The organism is Burkholderia sp. MSh2, assembly GCF_000731655.1.
Lineage (GTDB): Bacteria > Pseudomonadota > Gammaproteobacteria > Burkholderiales > Burkholderiaceae > Burkholderia > Burkholderia paludis.
The window spans coordinates 116126-141650 of the sequence record NZ_JPGM01000001.1 but is presented as its reverse complement, the minus strand read 5'-3'; the positions used below and the strand labels follow the sequence as shown (position 1 = coordinate 141650).

The window sequence follows — 25525 nt, the reverse complement described above, 5'->3', positions numbered from 1 at the left end:
GTCGAACGTTTCTTCCGGGGGCCCCCACCTATACTGGCCTGACATCAGCGCGGGCGGGCGACGCCTCGCCGTGCCTGATCGGCGCATGTCGCACGGGGCGGTCTGCGCGAATCCGGTCGCGCGCCACGCGTTCGCGTCGCTCCGCTCGAAAACATGTGTCTCCAGCGTCATGAACGGAAACCGATCGATAAACCGGCTTTGGGCCGCCACATTCATGATCGCGATCGCGAGCGAGGTCTTTTCCGGCGCGATCCGCTATTACACGTCGATCGCGGGCGTGTCGATGCTCGGCTATCTGCCCAAGGCCCTGATGGTCGGCTGCATCGCGCTCGGCCTCGCGATCCGTCCGCGCGTCGATACGCTGCTGGTCGCCAGTTTCCTCGCCGTGCAACTGTGCGTGTCGCTCGCGAACGGCGTCAGTCTCGTGGCCGCATGCTTCTGGATATGGACGGTCGCGCCGTTGCTGTTCGTGCTGCTCATGCCGCGCGGCGCGCTCGACCTGCTCGAGTCGGACGCGATCCGGGGCGCGATCGTCCTGCTGGCGACGGCCTGCTGCGCGGGGGTCATGCTCAACGGGCTGGTCCACCTGCCGTGGGTCGGCGGCAGCATCGACGTCGACGGCGTCAACGTGCAGCTCGCGTCGTCCAATTACGTCGGCACGGTGCCGCGCCTGACCGGTTTCGGCCGCAGCAGCGCCACGACCGGCCTCGTGATCGGCCTGCTGACCACGTGGCTCGTCCCGCGCCTGCGCAACGCGCTGGCGATCGCGGCGCTGCTCGCGATGTCGGCGTACGCGATCTGGGCCACCACCAACAAGACGACGCTCATCGCGCTGTCGCTCGTGCTGTTCTGCTTCACGACGCTGAAGACGCCGGGCCTCCGGCGCGCGTGCATCGTCCTGACGGGATTGATGATCGTCCTGCCGATCGTGGGCTGGGTCGTCGCCACGACGACCAACGTAGGCGTCGCCGATACGGGTTCGCTGGCGTCGATGCAGGACCGGCTGTTCAACACCTGGCCGAAACTGCTCGAAGGCATGGCGAACGCGAACCTGCTCTGGTTCGGCGTCGGGCCCGGCGGCTTCGGTTCCGCGACGGCGTACTACACGGCCGACTTCGGCTTCAATACGGGCTACGCCGACAACGCGGCGCTCTATGTCGTCGCGAATATCGGCGTGGCGGGGGGGCTGCTCGTCATGCTCCTGTTTGCGCAGCGCGTGCTGGCCAGCCGCATCGACGATCCGCGAGCGTGGGCGATGCTGCTCTTCGTGCTGTTGAGCGGCGTGACCACGGACATTTTCGAGGCGCTCGGCTGCCTGCTGTTCACGGGCCTCGCGATCCGCACGCTGACCGTGCGTGCCGGCCGCGTGCACGAACCGCGTCGCGACAGCGCCGGGCGCACGGCGACCTGGGCGGGAAGCCGATGAGCACGGGCATCGAACCCGCCCGCGCGAAAGCGTGGGCGAAATGGTTCGCCGCCGCGCTGCTCGGCGCCGTCGTGATATCGGCGGCGTCGAATTCCGCCCGCTCGGACGAGCCGCCGGTCGTCCTGCCGAACCCGACGCAAGCGCCCGCACCGCCGTTCGTCGCGCTTCCGCGCTTTTTCGACACGCGGGTGAACACGGGTGTCGCGATCCACGAGATCGACGATCCGGTGCTGCTCGACGCGGTACGGGACGCCGGATTCTCGTTCGTTCGTACCGATCTCTTCTGGGATTCGGTGGAAACGCCGCACGGCTGGGATTTCTCGCGCTACGACGCGCTTGTCGCCAACCTGCGCGCACGCGGGCTCGGCGCGCTGTTCATTCTCGGCTACGGGCATCCGCGATACGCGCCCAAGCAGCCGCCGACGTCGCCCGCGCAGATCGCCGCATTTTCCGAGTATGCGACGCAGGCCGCGCGGCACTATCGCGGCGAGCCGGTGCGCTTCGAAGTGTGGAACGAGGAGGATCACAAGGATTACTGGCTCGCGCCGCCGTCGCCGGCCGCGTACCGGAACCTGCTGGTCGCGACCGTCCGGGCGGTCAAGGCCGCGAATCCGGACGCGGTCGTCGCGACGGGCGGCGTCCAGCAGGTCGACCGGGCGTTCATCCGGTCGGTGGGCGATATCGGCGGCGCGTCGCAGCCCGCACCCGACGCGGTCAGCGTGCACCCGTATCGGCAGACTGCGCCGGAGACCGCGCTGGGCGATTACGCCGTGCTCGCGCGGGATCTCGCCGCGTACCGCACGGCGCCGGCCATCTGGGCAACCGAATGGTCGTATCCGACCTATGGCTACAAGTACGTATCGCATACCCGCGACGGTCACGATCCGGTCGCGCGCGAGCGCCAGGCGCGCTACGCGGTGCGACGCCTGCTGGTCGACTGGATCGCCCAGATCGGGCTGAGCGCGTACTACGACATGCGCAACGACGGGCGCGACCCGACGAACATGGAGCACAACTTCGGGCTGCTGGACGCGGACAACACGCCGCTGCCGGCCTACGTCGCGGTTCGGCACCTGTTCGCGTTCACCGCGAACGCACACGCCGCGCGCGTGTTTCTCGATCCCGTCCGGCGCGTCGCCGTCCTGCAGTTGCATGCCGACAAGGTCGTGAAATACGTCGTCTGGTGCTACGAAAGCGGCAACGCGGTCGATATCGACCTGTCCCGGTTGCCTGCCGCGGGTACGTCCGCAACCGATCTCTACGGCGCGTCGCTCGACATCGCGCGCCGTCGATTGACGCTCCGCGAGGAGCAGGGCCCGGTGTTCATCGTGTCTGCGACTGACCGATAGCCGGCGAGCAGGATCGGAAACGATCGCCTCATACAGAAAACAAACATGAAATTCAACGCACGAAACCTCGAATATCCGCAACGGGTACCGGACGAATCCGGGCTGATGCAGCTTTGGCAATCGGTCGCACGGCATCGCCGCCTGTTCTTCGGGACGATCGCGGCGACGTTCGCCGCGGGCGTGCTGTATGCGCTGCTGGCCACGCCGCAGTACCGGGCCGAGGCGCTGCTGCGCGTCCAGACCAAGCCGGGCTCGTCGATCAGTTCGCTGTCGGACGTCTCCGGCACGATCGCGGCGTCGCCGTCCGCGTCCGACGAAAGCGAGATGCTGATTTCGCGCGCGGTCGTCGACAGCGCGATCGACGCGACCGGCGCCGATCTCGACATCCGCAACGCCAGCCGGTTTCCGCTGATCGGCGCGTTCCTCGCGTCGCGCGTCGACGGCGACGACGCACTCGCGCCTGCGCCGCTCGGACTGACGGGTTACGCGTGGGGCGGCGAGCGGCTCGACATCGGCGAATTCTCGATTCCGTCGGGTGCGCTGGGCGACCGGTTCAGGATCGTCGCGGACGAGGCGAACGACTGGACGCTCTACGACGACGACAATCACGCGCTCGCGCATGGCAAGGTCGGCGAAACCGTGCCGTTCCAGTTGCCCGGCGAGGCGACGGCCGGCCGCTTGCGCGTCGACACGTTGCGCGCGCGTCCGGGCATTGCGTTCACGGTTCGCAAGCAGCCCGAACCGCTGGTGTACGACAACGTCTCGAAGCACCTGAAGACGGTCGTGCCGAACCGCGATTCGACGCTGGAATCGCCTTCGATGATCCGTCTCAGCTACCAGGCCGACAGTGCGCGTGACGCGAAAAAGATGGTCAACGCGATCGTGCAGGCGTACTTGCAGCGCGACCTCGCGTTCCGGACGGATCGCGCCCGGCGCAATCTGGACGCATTGCACCAGCGCTTGCCGGCGCTGAAGCACGACTTGCAGAAAGCCGAGGACGATCTGAACCGGTACCGGACGCAGAACGGCGCGATCGACGTCGATCAGCAAGGCGCCGCGCTGATCGGTCGGCTCAATACGCTCGCGGAGCACCAGACCGAGCTGCAGATCTCGCTCGACGACGTCAGGCAGCGCTTCTTGCCGAAGAGCTTCCAGTACCAGACGGTGCAGTCGCAGCTCGACCAGGTGAAGCGCGAGATCCGCGACACGAGCGCCGAGGCGGCGAAGCTGCCCACGACGCAGCGCGAATTCGTGCGGCTGTCGCGCCAGGTGACGATCGCCACGCAGCTTTATACGGGCGTGGTGACCAATGCGCAGCAGCTCGAGATCGCGATTTCCAGCGCGGCGCCGGGCGTGACGGCGGTGGACTGGGCGGTCGCGCCGTTCCGGCCGGTGTGGCCCAAGCGCGGCATCATCGTGCTCGGCGCGCTGTTCGCCGGGGTGTTCCTGGCGCTGACGGGCGTGCATCTGCTGTCGCTGTATCGCCGCGAACTGCATTCGGCCGGCGCGCTGGCCAGGTTGACCGACCGCCCGTGTCTCGCGAGCGTGGCGTCGTCGCCGGCGCTGGCGGCGTTGCCCGGCGGACCGCGCGTGGCCGCGCTGCCGCTCGCGGCGACCCATCCGGACGACGCGGGTGTCGATTCGGTACGTGCATTGCGGGCGAGCCTGAAGGTCGCGCTGGCCCAAACCGGGCGCGGCGGCGGCAAGGTCCTGCTGTTCACCGGGGTGACGGCGGGCGTCGGTTGCAGCTTCGTGGCGTCGAACCTTGCGTATCTGCTGGCGGGGACGAATGCCATTGTGCTGCTGATCAACGCAGACCTGCGCGCGTCGTCGACGGCCGGCGGCCCGGGGCTCGCACAGGTGCTCGACGGCACGGTGTCGCCCGAGGTCGTGACGCTGCGCGTCGCGGGCAGCCAGCTGTCGATCATGCCGGCGGGCTCGCCGGGCACGGCGTCACCGGGCGAACTGCTGGAATCCGCGGCTTTCGCGAAGCTCGTCGCGTCGGTGCGCGAGCATTACGACTTCGTCGTGATCGACGGGCCGCCGCTGCTGACGAACAACGATGCGCTCGGCATCGTCGGCGTGAAGTGCGACGCGCACGTGCTGGTGTCGCGCAGCGGACTGACACGCGCCGCCGACGTCGAGACGGCGTTGTCGCGCCTGCAGAGCATCGGGGCCGATATCACGGGGCACGTTTTCAATACGTACGCGGGATCGATCCGGCCGGTCGTCGAGCGCGTGCGCACGCGTCGCTTTCCGGTTCGGGCGACCGAGCGTCAGCGGGTGTAGCAGGGGGGGCCTGATGTCGCGGGTTCGCGACGGGCGTGGCCCCGGCATCGAGCCGGGCCCGCCCGATCCGCGGCGGCGACGGTTTGCGGGCATGCGTCCGGCGACGCATGCCGCGCGCGTCAGAGCGTATTGAAGATCCGCGCCATCGTTTCCGCGCTCTTGCTCCAGCTGTATTGCTCGGCGTGAAAGGCGCCGCGGCGCTTCAGGTCCGCGCGGAGTTCGGCGGAATCGAGCAGGCTGCGCAGTTTTTCCGCGATGTCGTTCGACGAGTACGGGTCGCAGTAGAGCGCCGCGTCGGCGCAGACTTCGGGCAGCGCCGCCGTTCGTCCCACGAGAGTCGGGCAGCCGTACCGCATGGCTTCGAGCGGCGGAATGCCGAAGCCCTCGTAGATGGACGGGTAGAGGAAGCAGGCCGCGTGTTGATACAGCGCCTTCAGCTTCTCGTCGCTGATGTACCCGGCGAACTTGATGTTCGGCTCGGTCGCGGCGATGTCGTCCTGCGCGCCGAACACGGCGGTATTGCGCATGCCGACGATGACAAGATCCACCGACGGATCGCCGAGCTGCCGAAACGCCGCGATCATGCGCGCGAAGTTCTTGGTGGGATTCATGCTGCTCACCGCCAGCACGAACCGGCCGGGCGTGAGCGCGTGTTCGTTCAGCACGCTCGCGTCCGGTTCCAGCGAATCGAGATGGTCGGCCCCCAGCGGCACGACGCTGATCTTGTCCGCCGACACGCCGCAATGATGCGCGAGGCGATCGCGCGAGAAGCGGGAGTTGGTCAGTACGCAGACGGAGGTGCGCGCCAGTATCCAGAACATGACGCGGTACCAGGCCCGGAACAGCCGGGAGAAGTGCGCGGGCGTGTCGAACACCGCCGCGTCGTGCATGTAGATGATCTGGTTGCCGAGGAAGATGGACGCGGAATTGCTCAGGTTGACGATGCGGTCGCGGCGCGCAAACAGCGGGAGGACCAGTTGCTCCCAGATCACGCCCTTGGAGAAACCGATCCTGACCGTCCGGGTGCCGCTCACCACGGCGTCGGTATGCGGGGGAACCAGCACCGTGACGGAATCCTGGGGCTGCAGCCTGACCAGCGCGGCGATCAGTTCGCGTGCGACGCGCTGGACGCCGGTCGTTTTCTGCGTGGCGAAACGGCCGTTATAAACGAGTTTCCTGGGTTCTTTAGTGTTGCTCATGTGAAATCCGGTGAAATCGCTGCGCGGCCGGGACCCGTGCGGATCGTGCCGGGCCGCGCCGCTCGCGTGGCCGCCGGGGCCGGTTCGGCCCGTTCCCGGCGTCGGCGAGCCCTCACGCCTCGACCCGGTCGGGCGCGGCATGCTCGAAATACGATGCGTCGGCGCGACGCGGGATCGCGTCCAGTCCGTAAAGGGAACGCCACTGTCGGAAGATGGAAGTCATCGAAAACCGATGGAGTGCAAACTTTCTGGCCGATTCCCCCATTTGTTCGCGAAGCTGCCGGTCGTCGCGGAGCAGGGCCACGTACCGCGCCATCTCGTCGGCGTTCGACGCGACGTAGCCGGTCACGCCGTGAATCACCACGTCGCGGTTGCCGACGACGTCGGTCACGACGGCGGGCAAGCCCGCCACCTGCGCTTCGATCAGCGCCACCGGCATGCCTTCCCAGCGCGACGTCTGGACGTAGATATCCAGCCCGGCGGTCAGCTCGAGCGCTTGTGCGCGCGTGACCCAGCCGCTGCAGGCGACCGCGCGGCTTTCGCGGGGATCGGGGATCTCGGCGGCGTCGCCGCCGATCCAGAGGAACTCGACGTCGGACGCGCGGAGTTCGGACGCCAGTTGCACGAACGCCTGGTGATTTTTCTGGAACGACGCGCGACCGCTCATGCCGATGGCGATCCTGCGATCGTCGCGTGTCCGGCGCGCCGGGATTTCGGCAACGTCGACGCCGTTTTCCACCAGTACCGCCGATTTCGCGCGAATCCTTCCGTTGATCTCCCTCAGTTCGCTGTCGGAGCAGGCGACGATGGTTCCGCCCAGGCAGGCGGCGATGCGCTCGAAGCTCAGGTACGCGAACTGCTTGAGCCCGGAAACGTCGCAACGCAGGAACGAGAGCCCGTGCGGGGAATAGAACACCTTCGCGCGCGGCGCGGCGATCCGGGCCGCTACCCGCCCCAGCACGCCCGCCTTCGACGAATGGAGATGGATCACCGTCGGCCGGTACTCGCGCAGGCGCCGGGCCAGCGCGCGCGCGCCGCGCAGGTCTTTCGAGATGCTGACTTCGCGATCCATCTCGACGTGGACGAGCCTGATGTCGGGATGGAACAGCGACGGAAAATCGTCCGGCGTTTCCGGCCGGATGGCGTGCAGGACGGTCACGTCGGCGCCCGTTGCCGCGGCGTGATTGGCGAGATGGACGAGCATCGAGAGCACGCCGCCGCCAAACGCTTCGACGATATGAACGATCCGTTGTGTGGTCATCTTCGGGGCAGCCTGTTCGACCGGACGCGGCACGGTCGCCTGTAAAAACGCATGTCGGGCGGGGCGCGATGTCGCTGGCGTTCGTCCCGCTCTCCGGAATGGATCAAAAGATATGTATGACTAAATAAATGGATGGGTTCGAGCGTTGTCATTCATGCCGGTGCCGCCAAGGTCATCCGTGCGGCATGGCGTCGTGCGGGAAGAGGGCGCGCGGTGCGGGGCCGATATCGCGGAAGGACGGAACGCTTCGCCACGCACGAAGTGGGCGGGAATCGCGTCGCCCGACCGGGAGGGCGTGCACGAAGACGCGTGATGCCCGGTGCCGAACGCATTGTGCTACGCATGCTCGGCGGGCTGGGTGCGATGGCTTACACTGCGCCGCGCGCGTCGAAACCTGACGCGCGCGGCGGCCTGCCCCCGGCACGCCTAGCCGGCGACGTCCGGCGCCGTGACGGGCGCGGGCGCCTGTTGCGATGCGAGCGCGACCGGTTGCGCCGCGCGTGACTCGACGGCACGCCCGTACTGGTCGTCGAAGCGGACGATATCGTCCTCGCCGAGATAATTGCCCGACTGCACCTCGATGATTTCGAGCGGGATGCGGCCGGGGTTCTCGAGGCGATGCACCTGGCCGACGGCGATGTAGGTCGACTCGTTCTCGCAGAGCAGGAAGGTTTCGCTGCCGCGCGTGACCTTCGCGGTGCCGCGCACGACGATCCAGTGCTCGGCGCGGTGATAGTGCATCTGCAGCGACAGCCGCTTGCCGGGCTCGACGACGATCCGCTTCACCTGGAAGCGCTCGCCGAGATCGATCGAATCGTAATGGCCCCACGGCCGCTGCACCTTGCGGTGCTCGCTCGCCTGCGGGCGCCGGTCGATCTTCAGGCGCTCGACGATGTTCTTCACGCGCTGCACGTCGTGCTTGTTCGCGACCAGCACCGCATCGGGCGTCTCGATCACGACGACGTCCTTCATGCCGACGCACGCGATCAGGCGGCCTTCCGAGCGCACGAGGCTGTCCTGCGTATCCTCGAACACGATCGGGCCGCGCGCGACGTTGCCCTGGTCGTCCTTCGGCATGATTTCCCAGATCGCATCCCAGGTGCCGACGTCCGACCAGCCGGCCGCGAGCGGGATGACGATGCCTTCGATGCCGAGGTCGCCGCGGTTCGCGAGGTGTTCCATTACCGCATAGTCGATCGAATCCGACGGGCACGCGTCGAAAGCAGCCGAGTCGATCCGGAAGAACGGATCCTCGGCGACGCCCGCGCGCCAGGCGGTTTCGCATGCCGCGTGGATGTCCGGCGCGAGCGCGGCGATCGCCTTCAGCCAGACCGACGCGCGCGTGACGTAGATCCCGCTGTTCCACCAGTAGTCGCCCGATTGCAGGTAACGCTCGGCGAGCGTCGCGTCGGGCTTTTCGACGAAGCGGCCGATCGCGTAGCCGCCCTGGCCGCCGAGGCGGCCCGCACGCGGCGAGCCGACCTGGATGTAGCCGTATCCCGTTTCGGCGCGGCGCGGCAGCACGCCGAGCGTGACGATCGCGCCTTCCTGCGCGTAGCGCGCGGCGCGCGCGACCGCGTCCTGGAACGCGCCGACGTCGGCGATCACGTGATCGGCCGGCATCACCGCGAGCACCGGATCGTCGGCGAGCGCGCTTGCGTCGAGCGCGGCAAGCGTCAGGGCGGGCGCGGTATTGCGCGCGGCCGGTTCGATCAGGATGCGGGGCGACGCCCCACGGCCGAGCACCTGCGCGGCGCTCATGATGCGATGCTGCTCGCCGCAGACCAGCAGCAGCGTATCGTCGAGCGACGCGTTCGCGATGCCGTTCAGGCGCCGCGCGGTCGCCGACAGCGGCGACTCGTTCGAGGTCAGCTCGATCAGCTGCTTCGGATACTGCTCGCGCGACAGCGGCCACAGCCGCGTGCCGGAACCGCCGGCAAGGATGACCGGAAGAATGCGCGGCATGTCGGGCTCGCGAACCGGGCGAAGGGTGCGGGTCATCGGTTGGCTCCGGTGTCGGCGGGCTGCCGGTGGTAGGTGCGGCCTTCGGCGCGCGTGTCGTCGTTGCGTGACCGGTGCGCCGAAACGGCCCGGGACAGCAGGGTGCGCAATGCGCCGGCGGCGCGATCGGCCGACCGGATCAGGCCGACGAACGGCGCGCCCTGTTCGAGATACGGGCCGTAGGCCTTGCGGAATCCGAAGCGCTTGTAGAACGCCTGGCGCGGCGCGGGGACGTGCGTGCGCACGGCGGCGTCGGGCCACGCCGCCTGCGCGGCGGTGAGTGCGCGCCCGATCAGCCGCTCGAGCGTATCGTCGTCGCGGCAGCGTTCGCTCGTCAGTACCTTGTCGATCACGACGTCCTGATCGATGTCATCGCCGGGCAGGATGCGCGCGTAGGCCGCGACTTCGGTCGCGTCGCCGTCGCGCACGGTCGCGTAGACGTGCAGCGCGCCCGCGTCCTTGCCGTCGATGTCGAGATGCGTGTGCGCGTCCTCGACCACCAGCACGGCGTTGCGCGCGCGCAGGATTGCATAGAGATCGACGGCGCTCAGATGTTCGAATTCACAACAATGCCATTCCATGATGCGGTCCTCGCGTGATGCCTTCGGCATGCCGTGCCGCGCGGACGCAATCGTTCCGTACGGTGTGGCGATCCTCATCATCCGGATGCATGGCGCGCCGGTCTGTTCGAAAGCGTACTCATGCCCGGGATTCATGCGGCGGCGCGGAATGGATTGCCTCGCATGCCCCGCGAATGCCGGACTGTGCGGTAGCACACATCGCCGCGACCGGTGCTTTTTCATAATGACTCCATCCTGGCGGCCCGCCACGACACGCGGCCGGTCGACATCGAATGTGAAAAACGAACCGGGGCAGGATTTGAGCATCGCGATCGTTCACGACGGGCGGGTCGCGCGGGGCCGCGCAGGGGACACGCTCGCGCGCGCGGCCCGCCGTATCGGGCAGGCCGGCGGCTTCGTCGCATGCCTTCAGGACGTGCGTGCCCGCGCGGCGCGCACGTCGTTCATCCAGTACGTCGGCGTTTGCCTGCGTGCGCACCCGCTGCACCCCGCCGTCGTTTCCGCTGCCGATCGGGTCCCGAGCCCCGAGCCCGGGAGACCGCCCGTCGCCTCATGCGTGCCGGCGGCGAGCCGGGCCCGGCGCGCGGCCGGCACGCACGCGTCGCGGCGGCCCGCCATGCTGCGCCGCGGGACGCGCGGATCGGTGCCTTTGATTACCGCATGTAACGGATGCGAGCGAGATGCACGGGCCGTGCGTCGTCGCGGCCCGGTGCTGCCGGCCGGCCGCGCGCGCGATTATGCGTCGATCGAAATACGGTGCCGACTATTTCCGGTGATTCGGGCGGGAATCGCGGGCAATCGATGGCTGCCATCCAGGGGGAAAGTAGGATTTGCCACTGATTGACTGGAATGTTTATAGATAATCAAATCTCAGTGATCAAACGTGCATGGCGCGGGGGCGAAGGGTCGCGTAACCGGCTGATTCAGGTTTATCTTTTGGTAACAAGACCATCTCGAAACGGGGTGTAAATTCAGGAGCGGATGAAGTGCGGCGGTCATTCCGGGAGCGGGTTGGCAGCCGTCCGGTTCGGCATCGGGCGCAACGGTCGTGCAAGACGCGACGCCCGGGCGGACGGAATTCCTGTTTGCAGACGTGCCTTGCCTCGCGGCGGGGCGCATCAAAGCCGGAACGTCGCGGCTCCCGCAGCCGCGCGTTTCCTTCGAGTTGGATGACAACGAGGCCGGATGACATCCGGCTCGACCTCCGGGGGCTCTTGCCGTGTGCAGTCTCGATCTTCGCCAAAGCTGCGGAAGCGCAGCGCGGACAGTCGGTCATGTACCGGCGGCCGCAGCGCACGCGAACGGTTCGCGGAGTGTGGAAAGTGATGGTTCGCTATGAATATGCCAATAACGCGCGATAAGAGCGCCGGCGCGGGGAGTGGTAACGGGCAGCGTCCGCTGATTTACTGGACGCAGTCGCCGTCCGTCATGCTGCGAAAGGAGCTGGCGCGACGCGACTGGAAAGTGTCGATCGTCGCCCAGGCGAGCGAGCTGCGCGACACGTCCGGCGAAATCACCTGCGGCATCCTCGACCTGAGCGGCGGCCATGCCGATGCGATCGGCAGCATTGCGTCGACCTGCGCGTCGATGCGCGACGTCGTCTGGGTCGCGCTCATCGACGTCGGCCAGACCGCGTCGCCGAACGTGCGCGCGCTGTTGCGCGACTACTGCTTCGACTACGTCACGCTGCCTGCGTCGCATCAGCGGATCGCCGATACGGTCGGCCATGCGTACGGCATGGAATGCCTGTTCGCGCGCGACCGAGAACAGCTCGAATCGGAAGAGAAGGGCATCGTCGGCACCTGCAGCGCGATGCTGCGGCTGTTCGATACGGTACGGCGTTTCGCGCGCACCGACGCACCGGTGTTCGTGTTCGGCGAAACGGGAACCGGCAAGGAATTGACGGCCGTCGCGATCCATCGCCATTCGGAGCGGCGCAGCGGCCCGTTCGTCGCGGTCAACTGCGGGGCGATTCCGCCGCACCTGCTGCAATCGGAACTGTTCGGCTACGAGCGCGGCGCGTTTACCGGCGCGAACACGCGCAAGATCGGCTATGTCGAGGCGGCGAACGGCGGCACGCTGCTGCTCGACGAGATCGGCGACCTGCCGCACGAGAGCCAGGCGAGCCTGCTGCGCTTTCTGCAGGAGCGCGCGATCCATCGTCTCGGCGGCAGCGATCCGGTGCCGGTCGATGTCCGGATCGTATCGGCGACCCACGTCGACCTGCGCGACGCGATGGAGGAGGGGCGCTTTCGCGCCGACCTGTTCCACCGCCTGTGCGTGATGCGCATCGACCAGCCGCCGCTGCGCGCGCGCGGCAAGGACATCGAGCTGCTCGCGCACCACATGCTCGAACGCTTTCGCGGCGACGCGCGCCACCGTGTGCGCGGCTTCTCGACGGATGCGATCACGGCGCTCTACAAGCACGACTGGCCGGGCAACGTCCGGGAGCTGATCAACCGCGTGCGGCGTGCGGTCGTGATGACGGAAGGCCGCCTGATCACCGCGCAGGATCTCGAACTCGAATACTGCCTCGACGCGGCGTCGCCGTCGGTGGCCGATATCCGCAAGTCGATCGAGCGCGAGGCGATCGAAACCGCGTTGCTGCGCACGCGCGGACGCGTCGCGGCGTCGGCGCGCGAGCTTGGCGTATCGCGCGCCACGCTGTATCGCTGGATGGAGGCTTACGGGATCGAGCGGCCGCGCGGCACGGGCTCGTCCGACTGACGCGTGGCGGGCAACGCTCGCGGCTTCGCCGGCCGCGAGCGCGGCGTCAGGCGGCCTGCGTGGCCCGTACCGTGCGCACGGCGTTCACCGCGCGGATTTCCACGGTCGGCGGTGCGGCGGCGGCGGCCGGATCGCCTCCGGCCGCGTCGCACGGAACCAGCGCGACGCGCGCGGGCGAGCCGGGCGCGAGATGGAACCAGTCGTCGCGCGGCACGAAGCCCGGGGCGTCGATCTGCACATGGCGCGCGACGTGCCGCGTGTCGATGTCGACGTGCCACGTGTCGCCGGTGCGCGACACGCACGCCTCGATCCCGAGTTCGCGGCGCGCCAGTACGGCCGGATGCGTGCGGGACGGGAAATGGAACGCCTGCGACAGCAGCGTGCCGTCGTCGGCGCGCAGCGTCGCGACGACGGTGTCGTGTTCGCAGGGCCCGAAACGGTACGCGTACGTCCAGTCGAAGAACCGGCCGAGCAGCTCGGCCGAGCCGATCCGCACCGTGTCGTGGGCCGCCATCCGCACCGGGCAGCTGGCCCGCGCGACCGGCGTGCGGCCGTCGCGCAGCGCGACCAGTTCGATCGCCGCCGACAGCGGCGCGGGATGCTCGTTGACCACGTGGACGTCGAGCCCGTTCAAGCCCTCGTCGACGAGCAGCACCTGCACGGGCTGCAGGACCTGGCGCAGTGCGTACCACGCCGACTTCGGCCGGTGCGCGGCGTCGATCACGCCCCATCCGGCGCCCGGCATCACGTCCTGGAACTGCCACACGAGCGCGCCGGCGCAGCGGGAGCCCGTGCGCCGCCACTCGGAATAGGTCTCGCGCATCACGTCCGCGATCGTCGCGCGCGACAGCTCGAAGTAGCGCGCCGGATCCTCGCGACGCAGCCGGTCGGGCGCGACGTCGTACAGCGTCTGCAGATAGTGGTCGCGAATGTCCTCGAAATCCCACGACGTGCCGGGGTCGCGCGGCACGGCCGCCTTCCAGCGCGGTTCGTGCACGCCGGGCCAGCCCAGTTCGGCGAGCGTGGCATCGCACGGCACGTTGGCGAACGCGAGGCATTCGCTCGCGAAGCGCACGTCCGCGCGGCGCGCGTCGTCGAGCGGGCGCAGGTACGCGCCGACGCCGTAGTAGTGCGACACGCGCTCGCGCGGCACGAACGGCAGCACGCCGCCGTCGGGCGAATCGGCGACGTACGGGACGTCGGGGCGGCCGGCGGCCGCCAGGCCGGCCAGCCGCTCGGCCGTCAGTTCGAGGAAACGCTGCTTCGGCCCGAGCCCCGACATCGCGGCCTGCTGCGCGATCTCGCTGCCGCCGCACAGTACCGCGAGCGACGGCGATGCGCCGTGGCGCGCGAGGAACTGCGCGGCTTCGCGCCCGACGTTGTCCGCGAATGCGGGATCGTCGAGCGCGTAGTCGAAGTTCGCGAACATGAAATCCTGCCAGACCAGCAGCCCGAGCCGGTCGCACCACGCGTGGAACGCGTCGGCCTCGTAGGTCATCGTGCCGCCGACGCGGATCATGTTGAAGCCGGCGTCGCGCGCAAGCCCGAGCAGGCGGCGGTAGGTTGCGTCGTCCGCGTGCAGCGCGAGCGGCGCGGCGCTGCTCCAGCACGCGCCGCGCGCGAATACCGGCACGCCGTTGATGCGCAGCCCGAAACCCTTGCCGTCGGCGCCGGCGTCGATCTCGATCGTGCGGAAGCCCGTCGCGCCGAGCGGCCGCCGCACCTCGCCGAGATGCAGCACGACGTCGTAGAGCGCCGGCTCGCCATGCGTATGCGGCCACCAGCGGCGCACGTTGGGCACCGCGACGCTGGCGCGCAGGCGGTCGGCGCTGGCGCGTTCGAGCGTGGCCTGGTGCTCGCCGCACGACAGCCGTGCGGCGAGCGTGTCGGGCAGCGGCGCGGCGAACGTCAGCTCCGCATCGAGCCAGCCGGTGTCGCCCTCGATGCGCGCGCGCAGGTCGCACGCGACCGGAACGGGGCCGCCGGCGGGATCGAGCACCTCGACGGGCCGCCATGGGCCGGTCGGTACGTACGGCGGAAACCAGCCGGGCATGTGGCCGAACAGCGAGGTGCGGATCGTGCGCAGCGCCGCCGGCTCGGCGAGCCGGGTGCGCCATCGCGCACGGCGCGGCGCGCGCGCGTCGTGCAGGTACGGCGCGAGCGCGCGGAAGCAGAGGGTCAGCCGGTGGGTGCCGTCAAGCGTCACGGGCACGTCGTGCGCGACGAACATGCTGTCGGAGCCGAGAATCGGCGTGTCGTCGAGCCACGCTTGCGCGAGCGTCGCGAGGCCGTGAAAGCGCAGCACGCGCGGCCCGTGTCCGCGCAGCTCGAGCCGGTACCAGTGGTCGCGTGCGTCGAGCGATTCCGCTTCGTCGAGCCGGCCGGCAAGCGCGAGCGCCTGCGCGACCGTGCCCGGCACGGGCGCCGCGATCCAGCCGGCACTGGCGCCCGGGAGGTCGCGCGGCTCCCGCGCGGCGCCCGCGGCCGTCGCCAGCATCGACCACGCGGGCGGCGTGCGCGCGCGCGTCACCGCATGGCCGGCACGGGGGCCGCGTCGCTGCGCGCCGGCGTGGCGTGCCGCAGCGGCGCGCAGATCTGCCGTGCGCAGGCGACCACATCCGCGTAGGCGGTCTCGATCGCCTCGAGCGTCGAATCGCCGCGTTCTTCCTTGCCGCGCGCGCATGCGCGCGCGAGCCGGAATTCCAGCACCATCGCTTCCGACGCGATGCGATCGCACGCGGCGCGGATCTCGGCGAACGGCCCGACGCAACCGCTGGCCTGCAGCCAGCGCGCGTAATGACCGAACAGTTCGAAGTTCGCGCCGAGTTGCCGCACCGAATTGAACGAGTAAGCGTGAAAGTGTTCGAGCGGCGCGTCGGCCAGCGTGCGTGCGTCGGTCTGCAACTGCCGCCGGAACGCGGCGATCGGATCGACGACGGGCAGGCGCCGCAGGTGGCGCTGCAGCGCGGCGAGCGACGCCTCGCAGAGCGCACGCTCGTCGAGCGGCGCAAACCGCCGCTTCGCGCATTCGACGTACGGCGGCAGCGTCATCGGCGAACTGTCGCCGACGAGCCCGTCGTAGTCGGCCTCCTCGGCCACGTAATAGCCGCTGTTGTGGAAGTAGCCGATCTGGCGCTTCGCGCGATCGATCGCATCGATGCCGATCGTCGTCTTCGTGTGCTGCGTGCGGTAGCTGCTGCCGCGCGTGTCGGGCAGGAACCACGCGTCGACCTCGACGATCATCAGGTGGCCGCGCGCGACCTGCGTCTCGATGTGCCGGTCGAGCGGCTCGTAGATCGAGTGCTCCTGCACGACGATGCCGTAGAGACGCTCCAGTTCGTCGTGCGGAAACTTGAAGAACGTGAACTGGTCGCCCTCGAAATCGAGCGCGATCGTGAAGGGCAGGGCCGCGTACGGATTGAAGCCCCACCACCGGAGCACCTCGAGCCACATGTCGACGTAGCAGTTGGTCTGCTTCCAGACCATCTCCTGGCTGTGCAACGGGTGCGGCCGGTAGTGGCGTGCGCGGTGGCGCACGTCTTCGAACGTCGCATCCTCGCCGTCGCGGGACACGAATCTCATGGCGTGCCCCACAGCACGTCGCGGACCTCGCGCGGCCACGCGTCGAGGTCGAAGCCGTGGTGGCGGAACAGTGCGAGCGTGAGCCGCTCGAGGCCGAAGCCCACGCAGCCCGTGTGCGCGACGTCGCCCGTCGCGGTGCGGATGTCCCACAGCAGCCCGAAGTGGTCCATGTGGTAGTTGAAGCTCAGGCACGCGGTCTGGCGGTTGTCGTGTTCGATCGGGATCAGCAGCTCGAACTTGAGGTTCTGCTCGCGCTGGCTGTTCGCGACGATCTTGCCGCCGCGGCCGAAGAACGGGTCGTTCGCGAGATCGATCGCGTTCGGCAGGCGCAGCGCCTCGATCATCCGGGTGCCGCGCTCGATCCAGGTTTCCCGGAACGAGACGATCTGTTCGGGCGTGCCGATCCGCACGTATTCGCGCATCCGGAACAGCTGCATGCGGGTCGGGTCGAGCGACGGCTCGTGACGGAAGCAGTACGAGAAGACGTCGACGATGCGGCCGTCGGCGGGCAGCGCGCCCGCGCGCGCGACGACCGGATAGACGGGGTAGCAGGCGGCCGGCGTCATCACGACGTAGGTCGGCTTCTGGCTCTCCGTCCAGTCGTCGCCGCGATCGAGGCACTGCAGCACGCGCTGGTGCTGATGCTCGTCGCCGCAGAACGCATGCACGCTGCCCGCGAGCTGCGGGAAGCTCTTCATGTATTCGCTGCGCTCGAACTCGGTGCGGCTCATCGCGGGCGGGAAGCGCAGCACTTCGGCCTGCTGGTCGGCGCCGATGCGCGTGACGAACGCGTCGAGCGCCTCGACGACGCGTTCGAATCGCTCGCTGCGGCCGAACAGGCCCTGGATGCCGGTCGAAACCAGCAGGCCCGCGTCGATCAGCGCGTCACGCAGCGGGTTGACGCCCGCGCGGTCGAGCGGGGCGTCGGCGGCGGTGGGCACGGCAAGGCGGTCGTTCACGAGTGTTTCTCCAGCGTCGCAGGACGCAGCGCGAGCAGCAGGTTCGAGGTGTTGACGGCGATGCGGTCGTTGCTGATCATCAGCGGCGCCGCATGCAGGTCGCGAATGTGGCGGCCGATGCTGAACGGCGTGCCTTGCTTGTAGCCGGCCATCCCGCAGATCATCATGGCCTGGTGCGCGACTTCCAGCGCGGTCGTCGACACGTAGGTCTTCAGCGTGTTGATCTCGGCGGCCCACGCCATGCCGGCCGACCACGAGCGGGACGTCGCGTTCGAGTGGAGGCGCAGCACGTTGTCGACCCGGGCCTGCATCGCCTGCATCAGCGCGAGCGATTCGGCGATGCGCCGCGACGCGGGCGACGGCGCGCCGTCGGTCTGGCGCGCCTGTGCGCGGAAGAACTGGTGCGCGCGATGGAAGGCGTCGCCGGCCACCCCGATCCATACCGCGGCCCACAGGATGTGCGACACCGGCACCATGGTTTCCTCGGCGATCTTCGCGAACGGCACGGGCAGGCACTGGACGGCCGCGCCTTGCGCGTCGAGCGTGAAGCCGTTGCTGCAGGTGCCGCGCATCCCGAGCGTGTCCCATTCGCCGCGGCGCGTGAGCGTGTAGCCGTCGCGCAGCAGCGTGACGAGCACCTGCTCGGAAGCCGGCGCGTCCGCGTCACGTCGCGCGGTGGCGAGGATGCCGTCGGCATAGTCGCCGTACGAGATCGTCGGCGCGGACTTGCGCAGCCGGAACTCGCCGCCGTTGGTTTCGAGCGCGCACTGGCTCGCACGCAGGTTGCCGCCGACACCGTCTTCCGACGTGGCCGACGCGAGCAGCCACTGGTGGCGGACGAGCTGCTGCAGGAACAGCTTGTGCCAGCCCTGGTCGACCGCGTGATCGACGACGCAGGCGACCTGGATCTGGTGCATCGCGAACACCATCGCCGACGATGCGCAGGCCTGGCCGAGAATCGAGCAGGCCGATGCGACATCCTCCAGCGACGCGCCGGCGCCGCCGAGGTGGGTCGGCACCATCGCGCCGAGCAGGCGGCGCGCGCGCATCGCCTCGATCGCCTCGACGGGGCAGCGCGCGTCGCGGTCTACCGCGTCCGCATGCTGCGCGGCGATCTGGGCGACGGCATGAGCGGCCTCGTCGAGCCGACGCGAATCGCTGTCGGCCGCGAGTTCGGGGAGCGGCGCGCTCATGCGGAATGCTCGGTGCGTTGTAGTGTGGCGATCGTGTCCGCGAGTGCGTCGATGCTGCGGAACAGGTTGCGGTTCAGCATCTCGTCGGGAATCTCGATGTTGAACTGCTTCTCGATCGCAAGCATCAGCTGGATCGTGTCGAGCGAGGAGAGGCCCGCTTCGTAGAGGTCGTCCCCGTCGCCGATCGAGTCGATCGCGGCTTCGAGGTGGGCGACGTGCTTCAGGATGGTTCTGATTTCGTTTTTCACGTGCTGCTCCGTCGTGCGTGGTGTCGTCCGCCCGGGGCAGACGCGCGACACGCGCTGACGTCCCCCCGGCAGTCCGGCATCAGTAGACCATTGGCACGCACGGCGGTCTGTTCGCCACCCTACAAACCACTAACCCAACCTGACGGCGCGGCCCGGGCCGCGTCGGACGGTCAGGCGCGCGACGCGGCCGGCACGCCCGAGTCGGCCGACAGGATGCGTTTCATCTCGTCGCGCACGATCGCGCGGCAGCCGCACGACATTTTCTCGAGGCCGCCGAGGTCGGCGAGTTCGATCGAACTCCGGTATTGCCGGATCAGGCCGAGCTTCTGGATTTCGCCGGCGGCGTCGGTGACCGTTTCGCGCCGTACGCCGAGCATCTGCGCCAGCATGCTGTGCGTCACCTGGATCTCGATGCTGCGCGTACGGTCGTACGCCAGCAGGAACCATCTGCATAACTGATGTTTGAGCACGTGATGACGGCTGCAGAACGTGATCTGCGAGACCTGCGCCATCAGCAGCCGCACGCAGACGAACACGAGGTGGCGGATCACCGGCGACGCGTCGAACGCGTCGGCGAATACGCGCCGGTCGAGACGGTAGACGAAGCCGTCGCGGCAGGCGACCGCCCGGCAGGGCATCCGGCCGCTGCCCCCGATCACGTCCTCGCACACCACGCTCTCGCTGCCGATCTCCGCGACCTCCAGCGTCATGCCGCCGGACGACACGTATTGCAGCGAAATCGCCGTCGTGACGGGCAGGTAGACCGCGGCAAGCATCTCGCCCGGCTCGCACAGTACTTGCCCCGATTTCAGGTGGACGAGTTGCAGGTGAGGCGCGAGCGCCACGAGCTCGTCGCGATCGATCGCCGCGAGGAACCGGTTCGCGTCGAAGCTGTGGGAAAGCTCGATCGTGCCGTTCGTACAGGCGACGGCGTCAGGGGCCAGGTCAGTCACGGCACATCCTCGCAGGGTGGCGGTCGCGCGTCGTCGCGTCGGTACCCCGGAGCCCCGGGGGAGTGGCGCGCTCGTGCGGACTTGTGTTCGTCAGGAAACGGAAATGACGATGCTGGCGAAAAGGCTAGCATGCAATTGAATCCAATCAATTGCACATCGCGTCATCTCACAAAGTTTGACGATTTGAATTGGGCGCAAACGTTATATGGATTTAAAGATTGATTTCAGTGGAATTAATCATTCCGGAATGGATTGGCGTATCGGTCGTCCATTCAATGTCGGTCCGGAAGCAATTGTCCGCCCGGGGATATCGTGTGGAGAATGCATTCGTGGCGGATTAAACATTGTTTAACAAAGGCCTGGATGAGGAAAGATTATCCATGTAAATCAATGGCTTATTTGAGATATGTGCGGTGGCTTACAGAGCTGTAGATTAGTGTGCCGATTCAAATTTGAGACAGTTTCCAACGGGTTGGCGCGGGGTGGCGGCGCTGTGAAATGCTGTCCTGAACATCACGGAAACAATTGAAAAACGGCTGTAAGTATATGAGCGGCAAGCCTCGTGGCACCGGTGCCAGTGTCTCGCTTCGATGCATATGGATTGATCAGTCGAATAGCGTACGGTGTCCGCGCGGCGGGAGAGTGTCCGGAAATGAGACATTTTTTTTGTTTTTGAAACGCTAATTCGGGCGATCCAAATCAATCGTGATTCACATATTAAGGACGGGCCTGTATTGGCACGTAAATCGCTTATTCGGGCGGGCGTGTCGAAACGGGACGGTCGATTCGATCCGGTATAGACAAGCCGATGGTCGATCGGAATCAGGGTTGTGGGCCGCAACCTCCATCAGCGTCCGGGCACGCATCGCGATAACGAGTTCCATGCACGCGGCTGCACGCGGCACGGACGATAAAAGGGATACAGACATGCTTCATCTTCACTCGAGCTACTCGGCGAATGCCATCCTCGATGCCCTCCCGGAGGACAGCATCCGCGCCCTCGCGCCGCATCTCGAACTGGTCAGGATCAAGGCCGGGATGCTCGACAGGGTCGGCGAGCCGATGCGCCATCTGCATTTTCCGACGACGGCGATGATGTCGGTGCAGCACTTGATGGAAGACGGCGCGATGGTCGAGGTGGCGCTGGTCGGCCGCGAGGGCGCGGTCGGGCTGGCGTCGCTGGTCGGCGGCGCGGCGTTGTCGTATCGGGTCGAAGTCCGTATCGGCGGCATGGCCTACCGCGTGCCGAGCTGCGTGATGCGCGCGGAATTCGAGCGGTCGCCGCAGACCTACCGGCTGCTGCTCAACTATTGCCAGGCGACGATGGCGCAGATCTCGCGCAGCGCGCTGTGCAACCGCCATCATTCGGTCAGCGAGCAGCTCAGCCGCTGGCTGCTGCTCGCGCACGACCGCATCGACGGCGACGAGCTGGCCGTCACGCAGCAGACGATCGCGAACATGCTCGGCGTGCGGCGCGAAGGCGTGACGGAAGCGGCGGGCAACCTGCAGGAAGCCGGGCTGATCCGGCAGCGCCGCGGCCGCATCACGGTGCTCGACCGCGACGGCCTCGAACATCATGCGTGCGAGTGCTACGACCTGATCCGCGCGGACTATCGCAGGCTGCTCGGCACGCGCGACGATGCGCGGCCGGCGCCGGTTCGCCCGCGCATGCCGGAGGGGCGTTGCGGATTCCCGGCCCATGGTGCGTGACGATGCAGTCGAGGTCCGGTGGGACAAGTGCGACGCGGCGTGCCGCGATCGCAGTGGCGGACGTCGTGCTGGTGCTGGCGGGGGCGCTCGCGGCGCAGGCGGCGTCGGGTCTTGCGTGGCGCACGCTGTCCGACGCGCAGCGCGGCGCGATCGCGCTGCTGTGCGTGCTGGCCGTGGCGCTGCTGCCGCGCGACCTGCACGCCGTGCGCGGCGGCACGGCGCCGCAGGGCGGCGCCCATGGGCTGACGCAGACAGTGGCGGCGGTCGTCTGCATGAGCGTGCTGACGGTGGTCGTCACGATGTGGATCATGGATCGCGGCGGCACCGTCACGGCGCGCTGGATCGTGTGCACGGTGCTGGCCGGCGACGTGGCGCTGCTGCTCGGCCGCGCCGCGCTGATGGCGCTCGCGCTGACGCGTGACGACCCGTCCGCACGGCAGCGCCGCGTCGCCGTGATCGGCGCGACCGCATACGGGCGTGTGGCGATCGAACGGATGCAGCTCGCGTCGAACGGCCCGTTCGCGGCCGCGTGCGTCTTCGACGACGACGCGCCGGCCTCGGCCGACGCCATCGGCGGCGTACCGGTGATCGACGACTGGAACGCGTTGCGCGACATGATTCGCGGCGGCGGGATCGACGAGGTCTGGCTCACGCTGCCGATGTCGCACGAATGGCGGATTCAGCGCATCGTCCGCGAGTTGCGCGACGAATTCGTCGAATTGCGGCTATTGCCCGACGTGCGGCAGATGGCCGCCGTCGAGCGCTCGGCGACCGACGTGCTTGGCATGCCGGCGATCAATCTCGCGACCACGCCGCGCTCCGCGCCGGAACTGTGGGCGAAGTTCGCGTTCGACCGGCTGTTCGCGGTCGGGGTGCTGATTCCGTTGCTGCCGCTGCTGTCGATGCTGGCGATCGCGGTCAAGCTGTCGTCGCCGGGGCCCGTGCTGTTCCGGCAGCGCCGCAAGGGCGTGGACGGCCGCGAGTTCGACATCCTGAAGTTCCGCACGATGCGCGTGCACCGCGCACAGCCGGGCGTCGTGCGGCAGGCGTCGCGCAACGATACGCGCATCACGCGGGTCGGCGCGTTCCTGCGGCGCACGTCGCTCGACGAGCTGCCGCAGTTCTTCAACGTGCTGTTCGGGCAGATGTCGGTCGTCGGCCCGCGCCCGCATGCGATCGAGCACGACGACCTCTACCGGCAACTGGTCGACTGCTACATGTATCGCTACCGCGTGCGGCCCGGCATCACCGGGTGGGCGCAGGTGAACGGGTATCGCGGCGAGACGCGCAAGGTCGAGGCGATGGAGGCGCGCGTGAAGTTCGATCTCTTCTACATGCAGAACTGGAGTTTCTGGTTCGACATGAAGATCATCCTGCTGACGGTCGTGCGCGGCTTCGTCGGGCGCAATGCGTTCTGACGAGGCCCGGTGCGCGCACGCCGGGCCCGGCGTCGCGGCGGCGGGCGTCAGCGCACCACGAACGCTTCGGGATACGCGGTGCCCGCGGCGGTATCCGTGACGCACGCCTGCGCGATGTCGAGCACGTCGCGCACGGCCGGATTGTTCTTCAGCGCATGCTGGTGAACGAGATAGAAATTGAACCACTGGGTCGAATCGAACGGGCGCGCCACCAGGTCGCGGTTCGCACAGAGATCGGCGGCGGTCAGTGCGTTGAGCAGGCTGACGCCGTCGGTCAGCCGGATCACTTCGCCGAGCGAGCTCATGCTGACGCGCAATTCGTAGCCGAGCCGCCGCCGGTCGCTTGAATCGTCGTAGATCAGATGATCGGACTGGATCGGCTTGATGTACTGCTGGTCGGCGAGATCGTCGTACGTCAGCAGCTTGCGCGCGGCGAGCCGGTTTTTGCGCGTCAGCAGCGCGACCATCTTCGCGCCGAAGACGGGCACGAAGATCAGGCCCGGCTCGTGGATCTCGTAGGACACGATCGCGAGATCGAGGCGGCCGCCTTCCACATCCGATATCAGCCTTCCGCTCGCGGCGACGTCGAGCGCGACACCCGTGCCGTCGTGCGCTTGCGCATACTGCTGCGCGAGCCGCGGCCCGAAGCGGTGGCACAGCCCCGGCGCGCAACCGATGCGCAGCGACGCGACGCCGTTGTCCTGCAGCAGCGAAATCTCCTCTTCGATGCGATTCAGCCGGTCGAGCAGCTGCACGGCCTCGTCGAGCATGTAGCGGCCGGCCGGCGAGATCTGCAGGCGCTGGTTCTCGCGCGCGAACAGCCGGATGCGCAGGCTGTCCTCCAGCCGCGCGAGGGCATGGCTGACCGCCGATTGCGTGATGCCGAGCTGAACGGCCGCCTGCCGCGTGGAGCCGGCCGTGGCGATCGCATGGAAGATCTCGATGTCGCGCAGGCTGAAGTCGCTCCGCATGTTCGCTCCGGTCAATCAATTGATTAAAAAAGATCATATATTGACCGAAAAATAATTCAAAGCGAGACTTCGGGCCAGTCAAACAACAGGCCGGTTCCTTGTTCTGTCGCGGCTCTCGAGCTGTTTTCAGATGATGAATCAAATCGGTCACTCATCCTACGGAGACACCTCCGCGCTGTTGCGCCGCCGCGCAGCGCGCGGGCCGCCACGCCATGTTCGATTTCCATCTCGTGCTCAAGTATTTGCCGATGCTGTTCGAAGCGGCCGCCGTGACGGTGGAGCTGACGCTGCTTGCCACCGTGTTCGGCCTCGCCATCGGTCTCGGCGCCGCGCTCGGCAGGCTGTCGCGGCATCGCGTGCTGCGCGACGCCACGAGCGCCTATATCTGGCTGATCCGCTCGACGCCGCTGCTCGTGCAACTGTTCATCATCTATTTCGGGTTGCCGCAATTCGGCATCGAGCTGTCGCCGTTCACGTCCGGCGTGATCGGCCTGGCGCTCAACGTCGGCGCCTACAACGCGGAGACGATCCGCGCGGGCATCCTCGCGATCCCGCACGGGCAGATCGAGGCGTCGCGGTCGCTGGGCTTCGGCGCCGCGCGCACGATGCGGCTCGTCGTGCTGCCCCAGGCGCTCAAGCTGATCGTGCCGCCGCTCGGCAACAACCTGATCATCCTCACCAAGGACACGTCGCTCGTGTCGACGATCACGCTCGCGGAGCTGTTCATGCGCACGCAGCAGCTGGTCGGCGCGACCTTCAAGCCATTCGAACTCTATTTCGCCTGCGCGATGATCTATGCATTGCTCACCACCGGAACGAGCATGGCGCTGCGCCAGCTCGAACAGCGTCTGATCCTGAAGGGAGGCCGCGCATGAACGCCACGCAGCCGCAGATCGTCCTGCGCGACATCCACAAGACGTATGGCACGCTCGACGTGTTGAAGGGCATTTCACTCGAGGTCCGCAAGGGCGAGGTGGTCGTGCTGATCGGCCCGAGCGGGTCGGGAAAGAGCACGCTGCTGCGTTGCGTGAACCATCTCGAGACGCCGACGCGCGGCGAGGTCACGGTGCTCGGCAGCCGTGTCAACGACCCCGCCCGCGGGCACGGCGCGCAGGAGCGCTACCTGAACGCGATGCGCATGAAGGTCGGCATGGTGTTTCAGCATTTCAACCTGTTTCCGCACCTGACCGTGCTCGAGAACCTGACGCTCGCGCCGATGCGGCTGCTCGGCGTGGCGGCGGCGCAGGCGCGCGACGAGGCGAGGGCGCTGCTCGACAAGGTCGGCGTGCTCGACAAGCAGGATGTCTATCCCGGCCACCTGTCCGGCGGCCAGAAGCAGCGCGTCGCGATCGCACGGGCGCTGGCCCTCAAACCCGACGCGATGCTGTTCGACGAGCCGACCTCGGCGCTCGACCCGGAGATGGTCGGCGGCGTGCTGGCGGTCATGGAGCGGCTGGCGCAGGCCGGCATGACGATGATGATCGTCACGCACGAGATGCGTTTCGCGGAGCGCGTGGCGGATCGCGTCGTGTTCATGGCCGACGGCCGGGTGATCGAGGACGGCCCTCCTTCCGAGATCTTTCATCGGCCGTCGCACGAACGGACCCAGGCGTTTCTCGCCGACATCCGGTGACGGCGCGCCGCACCGAATCACCCTA

Annotated in this window: 20 protein-coding genes; 9 read left to right on the top strand and 11 right to left on the bottom strand. The window is 67.9% G+C overall.

Annotation, left to right across the window (positions count from 1 at the left end):
* Positions 1–214: 214 nt before the first annotated feature.
* Genes GQ57_RS00615 through GQ57_RS00605 form a run of 3 tightly spaced genes read left to right on the top strand, consistent with a single transcriptional unit; the run spans position 215 to position 5064 of the window.
* Positions 215–1426, top strand: coding sequence for a hypothetical protein (locus GQ57_RS00615; RefSeq protein WP_235214993.1), 1212 nt, complete (start codon positions 215–217; stop codon positions 1424–1426).
* Positions 1423–2775, top strand: a complete 1353-nt coding sequence (locus GQ57_RS00610; protein ID WP_034196759.1) for a cellulase family glycosylhydrolase — start codon at positions 1423–1425, stop codon at positions 2773–2775. The genes GQ57_RS00615 and GQ57_RS00610 overlap by 4 nt, the downstream gene beginning before the upstream one ends.
* 45 nt (positions 2776–2820) lie before the next feature.
* Positions 2821–5064, top strand: a complete 2244-nt coding sequence (locus tag GQ57_RS00605) for a GNVR domain-containing protein (protein WP_034196758.1) — start codon at positions 2821–2823, stop codon at positions 5062–5064.
* A gap of 119 nt (positions 5065–5183) precedes the next feature.
* Here GQ57_RS00605 and GQ57_RS00600 read toward each other — a convergent pair whose 3' ends face one another.
* From GQ57_RS00600 to GQ57_RS00585, 4 genes are all read right to left on the bottom strand, one after another.
* Positions 5184–6263, bottom strand: coding sequence for a glycosyltransferase family 4 protein (locus tag GQ57_RS00600; protein WP_034196848.1), 1080 nt, complete (start codon positions 6261–6263; stop codon positions 5184–5186).
* A 112-nt stretch (positions 6264–6375) separates the two neighbouring features.
* Complete coding sequence (locus tag GQ57_RS00595; RefSeq protein ID WP_034196847.1) at positions 6376–7524, bottom strand: glycosyltransferase; 1149 nt, start codon at positions 7522–7524, stop codon at positions 6376–6378.
* A gap of 426 nt (positions 7525–7950) precedes the next feature.
* A complete protein-coding gene (locus tag GQ57_RS00590) occupies positions 7951–9525 on the bottom strand; it encodes a mannose-1-phosphate guanylyltransferase/mannose-6-phosphate isomerase (protein WP_034196757.1) in 1575 nt (524 codons plus the stop codon).
* Entirely contained in the window at positions 9522–10106 is a 585-nt protein-coding gene (locus GQ57_RS00585; protein WP_034196846.1) for a drug:proton antiporter, read from the bottom strand. The genes GQ57_RS00590 and GQ57_RS00585 overlap by 4 nt, the downstream gene beginning before the upstream one ends.
* A gap of 274 nt (positions 10107–10380) precedes the next feature.
* Between GQ57_RS00585 and GQ57_RS38655 the strand changes: the two genes are divergently transcribed.
* Both GQ57_RS38655 and GQ57_RS00575 read left to right on the top strand, forming a co-directional pair.
* Complete coding sequence (locus tag GQ57_RS38655; RefSeq protein ID WP_152603154.1) at positions 10381–10950, top strand: hypothetical protein; 570 nt, start codon at positions 10381–10383, stop codon at positions 10948–10950.
* A gap of 491 nt (positions 10951–11441) precedes the next feature.
* A complete protein-coding gene (locus GQ57_RS00575; RefSeq protein ID WP_031396767.1) occupies positions 11442–12833 on the top strand; it encodes a sigma-54 dependent transcriptional regulator in 1392 nt (463 codons plus the stop codon).
* Positions 12834–12879: 46 nt separating this feature from the next.
* On the opposite strand, the gene GQ57_RS00570 is transcribed toward GQ57_RS00575, so the two are convergent.
* The 6 genes from GQ57_RS00570 to GQ57_RS00545 form a co-directional block, all read right to left on the bottom strand.
* Positions 12880–15330: a glycoside hydrolase family 2 protein gene (locus tag GQ57_RS00570; RefSeq protein WP_425321986.1), complete on the bottom strand. Its 2451-nt coding sequence runs from the start codon at positions 15328–15330 to the stop codon at positions 12880–12882.
* A gap of 29 nt (positions 15331–15359) precedes the next feature.
* Positions 15360–16415, bottom strand: a complete 1056-nt coding sequence (locus GQ57_RS00565) for a DUF1839 family protein (RefSeq protein ID WP_034196754.1) — start codon at positions 16413–16415, stop codon at positions 15360–15362.
* Positions 16412–17374, bottom strand: coding sequence for an amino acid--[acyl-carrier-protein] ligase (locus GQ57_RS00560; RefSeq protein ID WP_034196753.1), 963 nt, complete (start codon positions 17372–17374; stop codon positions 16412–16414). The genes GQ57_RS00565 and GQ57_RS00560 overlap by 4 nt, the downstream gene beginning before the upstream one ends.
* On the bottom strand, positions 17371–18567 hold the full coding sequence (locus tag GQ57_RS00555) for an acyl-CoA dehydrogenase family protein (protein WP_031396763.1): 1197 nt from the start codon (positions 18565–18567) through the stop codon (positions 17371–17373). Before GQ57_RS00555 ends, GQ57_RS00560 begins: the two co-directional genes overlap by 4 nt.
* A complete protein-coding gene (locus GQ57_RS00550; RefSeq protein ID WP_006490451.1) occupies positions 18564–18815 on the bottom strand; it encodes an acyl carrier protein in 252 nt (83 codons plus the stop codon). The genes GQ57_RS00555 and GQ57_RS00550 overlap by 4 nt, the downstream gene beginning before the upstream one ends.
* A gap of 170 nt (positions 18816–18985) precedes the next feature.
* On the bottom strand, positions 18986–19768 hold the full coding sequence (locus GQ57_RS00545) for a Crp/Fnr family transcriptional regulator (protein WP_031396762.1): 783 nt from the start codon (positions 19766–19768) through the stop codon (positions 18986–18988).
* A gap of 927 nt (positions 19769–20695) precedes the next feature.
* Between GQ57_RS00545 and GQ57_RS00540 the strand changes: the two genes are divergently transcribed.
* The gene (locus GQ57_RS00540; protein WP_031396761.1) at positions 20696–21478 is read left to right on the top strand and encodes a Crp/Fnr family transcriptional regulator; all 783 of its coding nucleotides are present in this window, start codon (positions 20696–20698) and stop codon (positions 21476–21478) included.
* Between the two features lie 2 nt (positions 21479–21480).
* A complete protein-coding gene (locus tag GQ57_RS00535; RefSeq protein WP_031396760.1) occupies positions 21481–22896 on the top strand; it encodes an undecaprenyl-phosphate glucose phosphotransferase in 1416 nt (471 codons plus the stop codon).
* Between the two features lie 47 nt (positions 22897–22943).
* Here the strand turns inward: GQ57_RS00535 and GQ57_RS00530 are convergent, their stop codons facing one another.
* Positions 22944–23867, bottom strand: coding sequence for a LysR family transcriptional regulator (locus GQ57_RS00530; protein WP_031396759.1), 924 nt, complete (start codon positions 23865–23867; stop codon positions 22944–22946).
* A 212-nt stretch (positions 23868–24079) separates the two neighbouring features.
* On the opposite strand from GQ57_RS00530, the gene GQ57_RS00525 reads away from it, so the two are divergent.
* Together GQ57_RS00525 and GQ57_RS00520 are read left to right on the top strand one after the other, a co-directional pair.
* A complete protein-coding gene (locus GQ57_RS00525; RefSeq protein WP_031396758.1) occupies positions 24080–24742 on the top strand; it encodes an amino acid ABC transporter permease in 663 nt (220 codons plus the stop codon).
* Entirely contained in the window at positions 24739–25500 is a 762-nt protein-coding gene (locus tag GQ57_RS00520; RefSeq protein WP_031396757.1) for an amino acid ABC transporter ATP-binding protein, read from the top strand. The genes GQ57_RS00525 and GQ57_RS00520 overlap by 4 nt, the downstream gene beginning before the upstream one ends.
* Positions 25501–25525 lie beyond the last annotated feature (25 nt).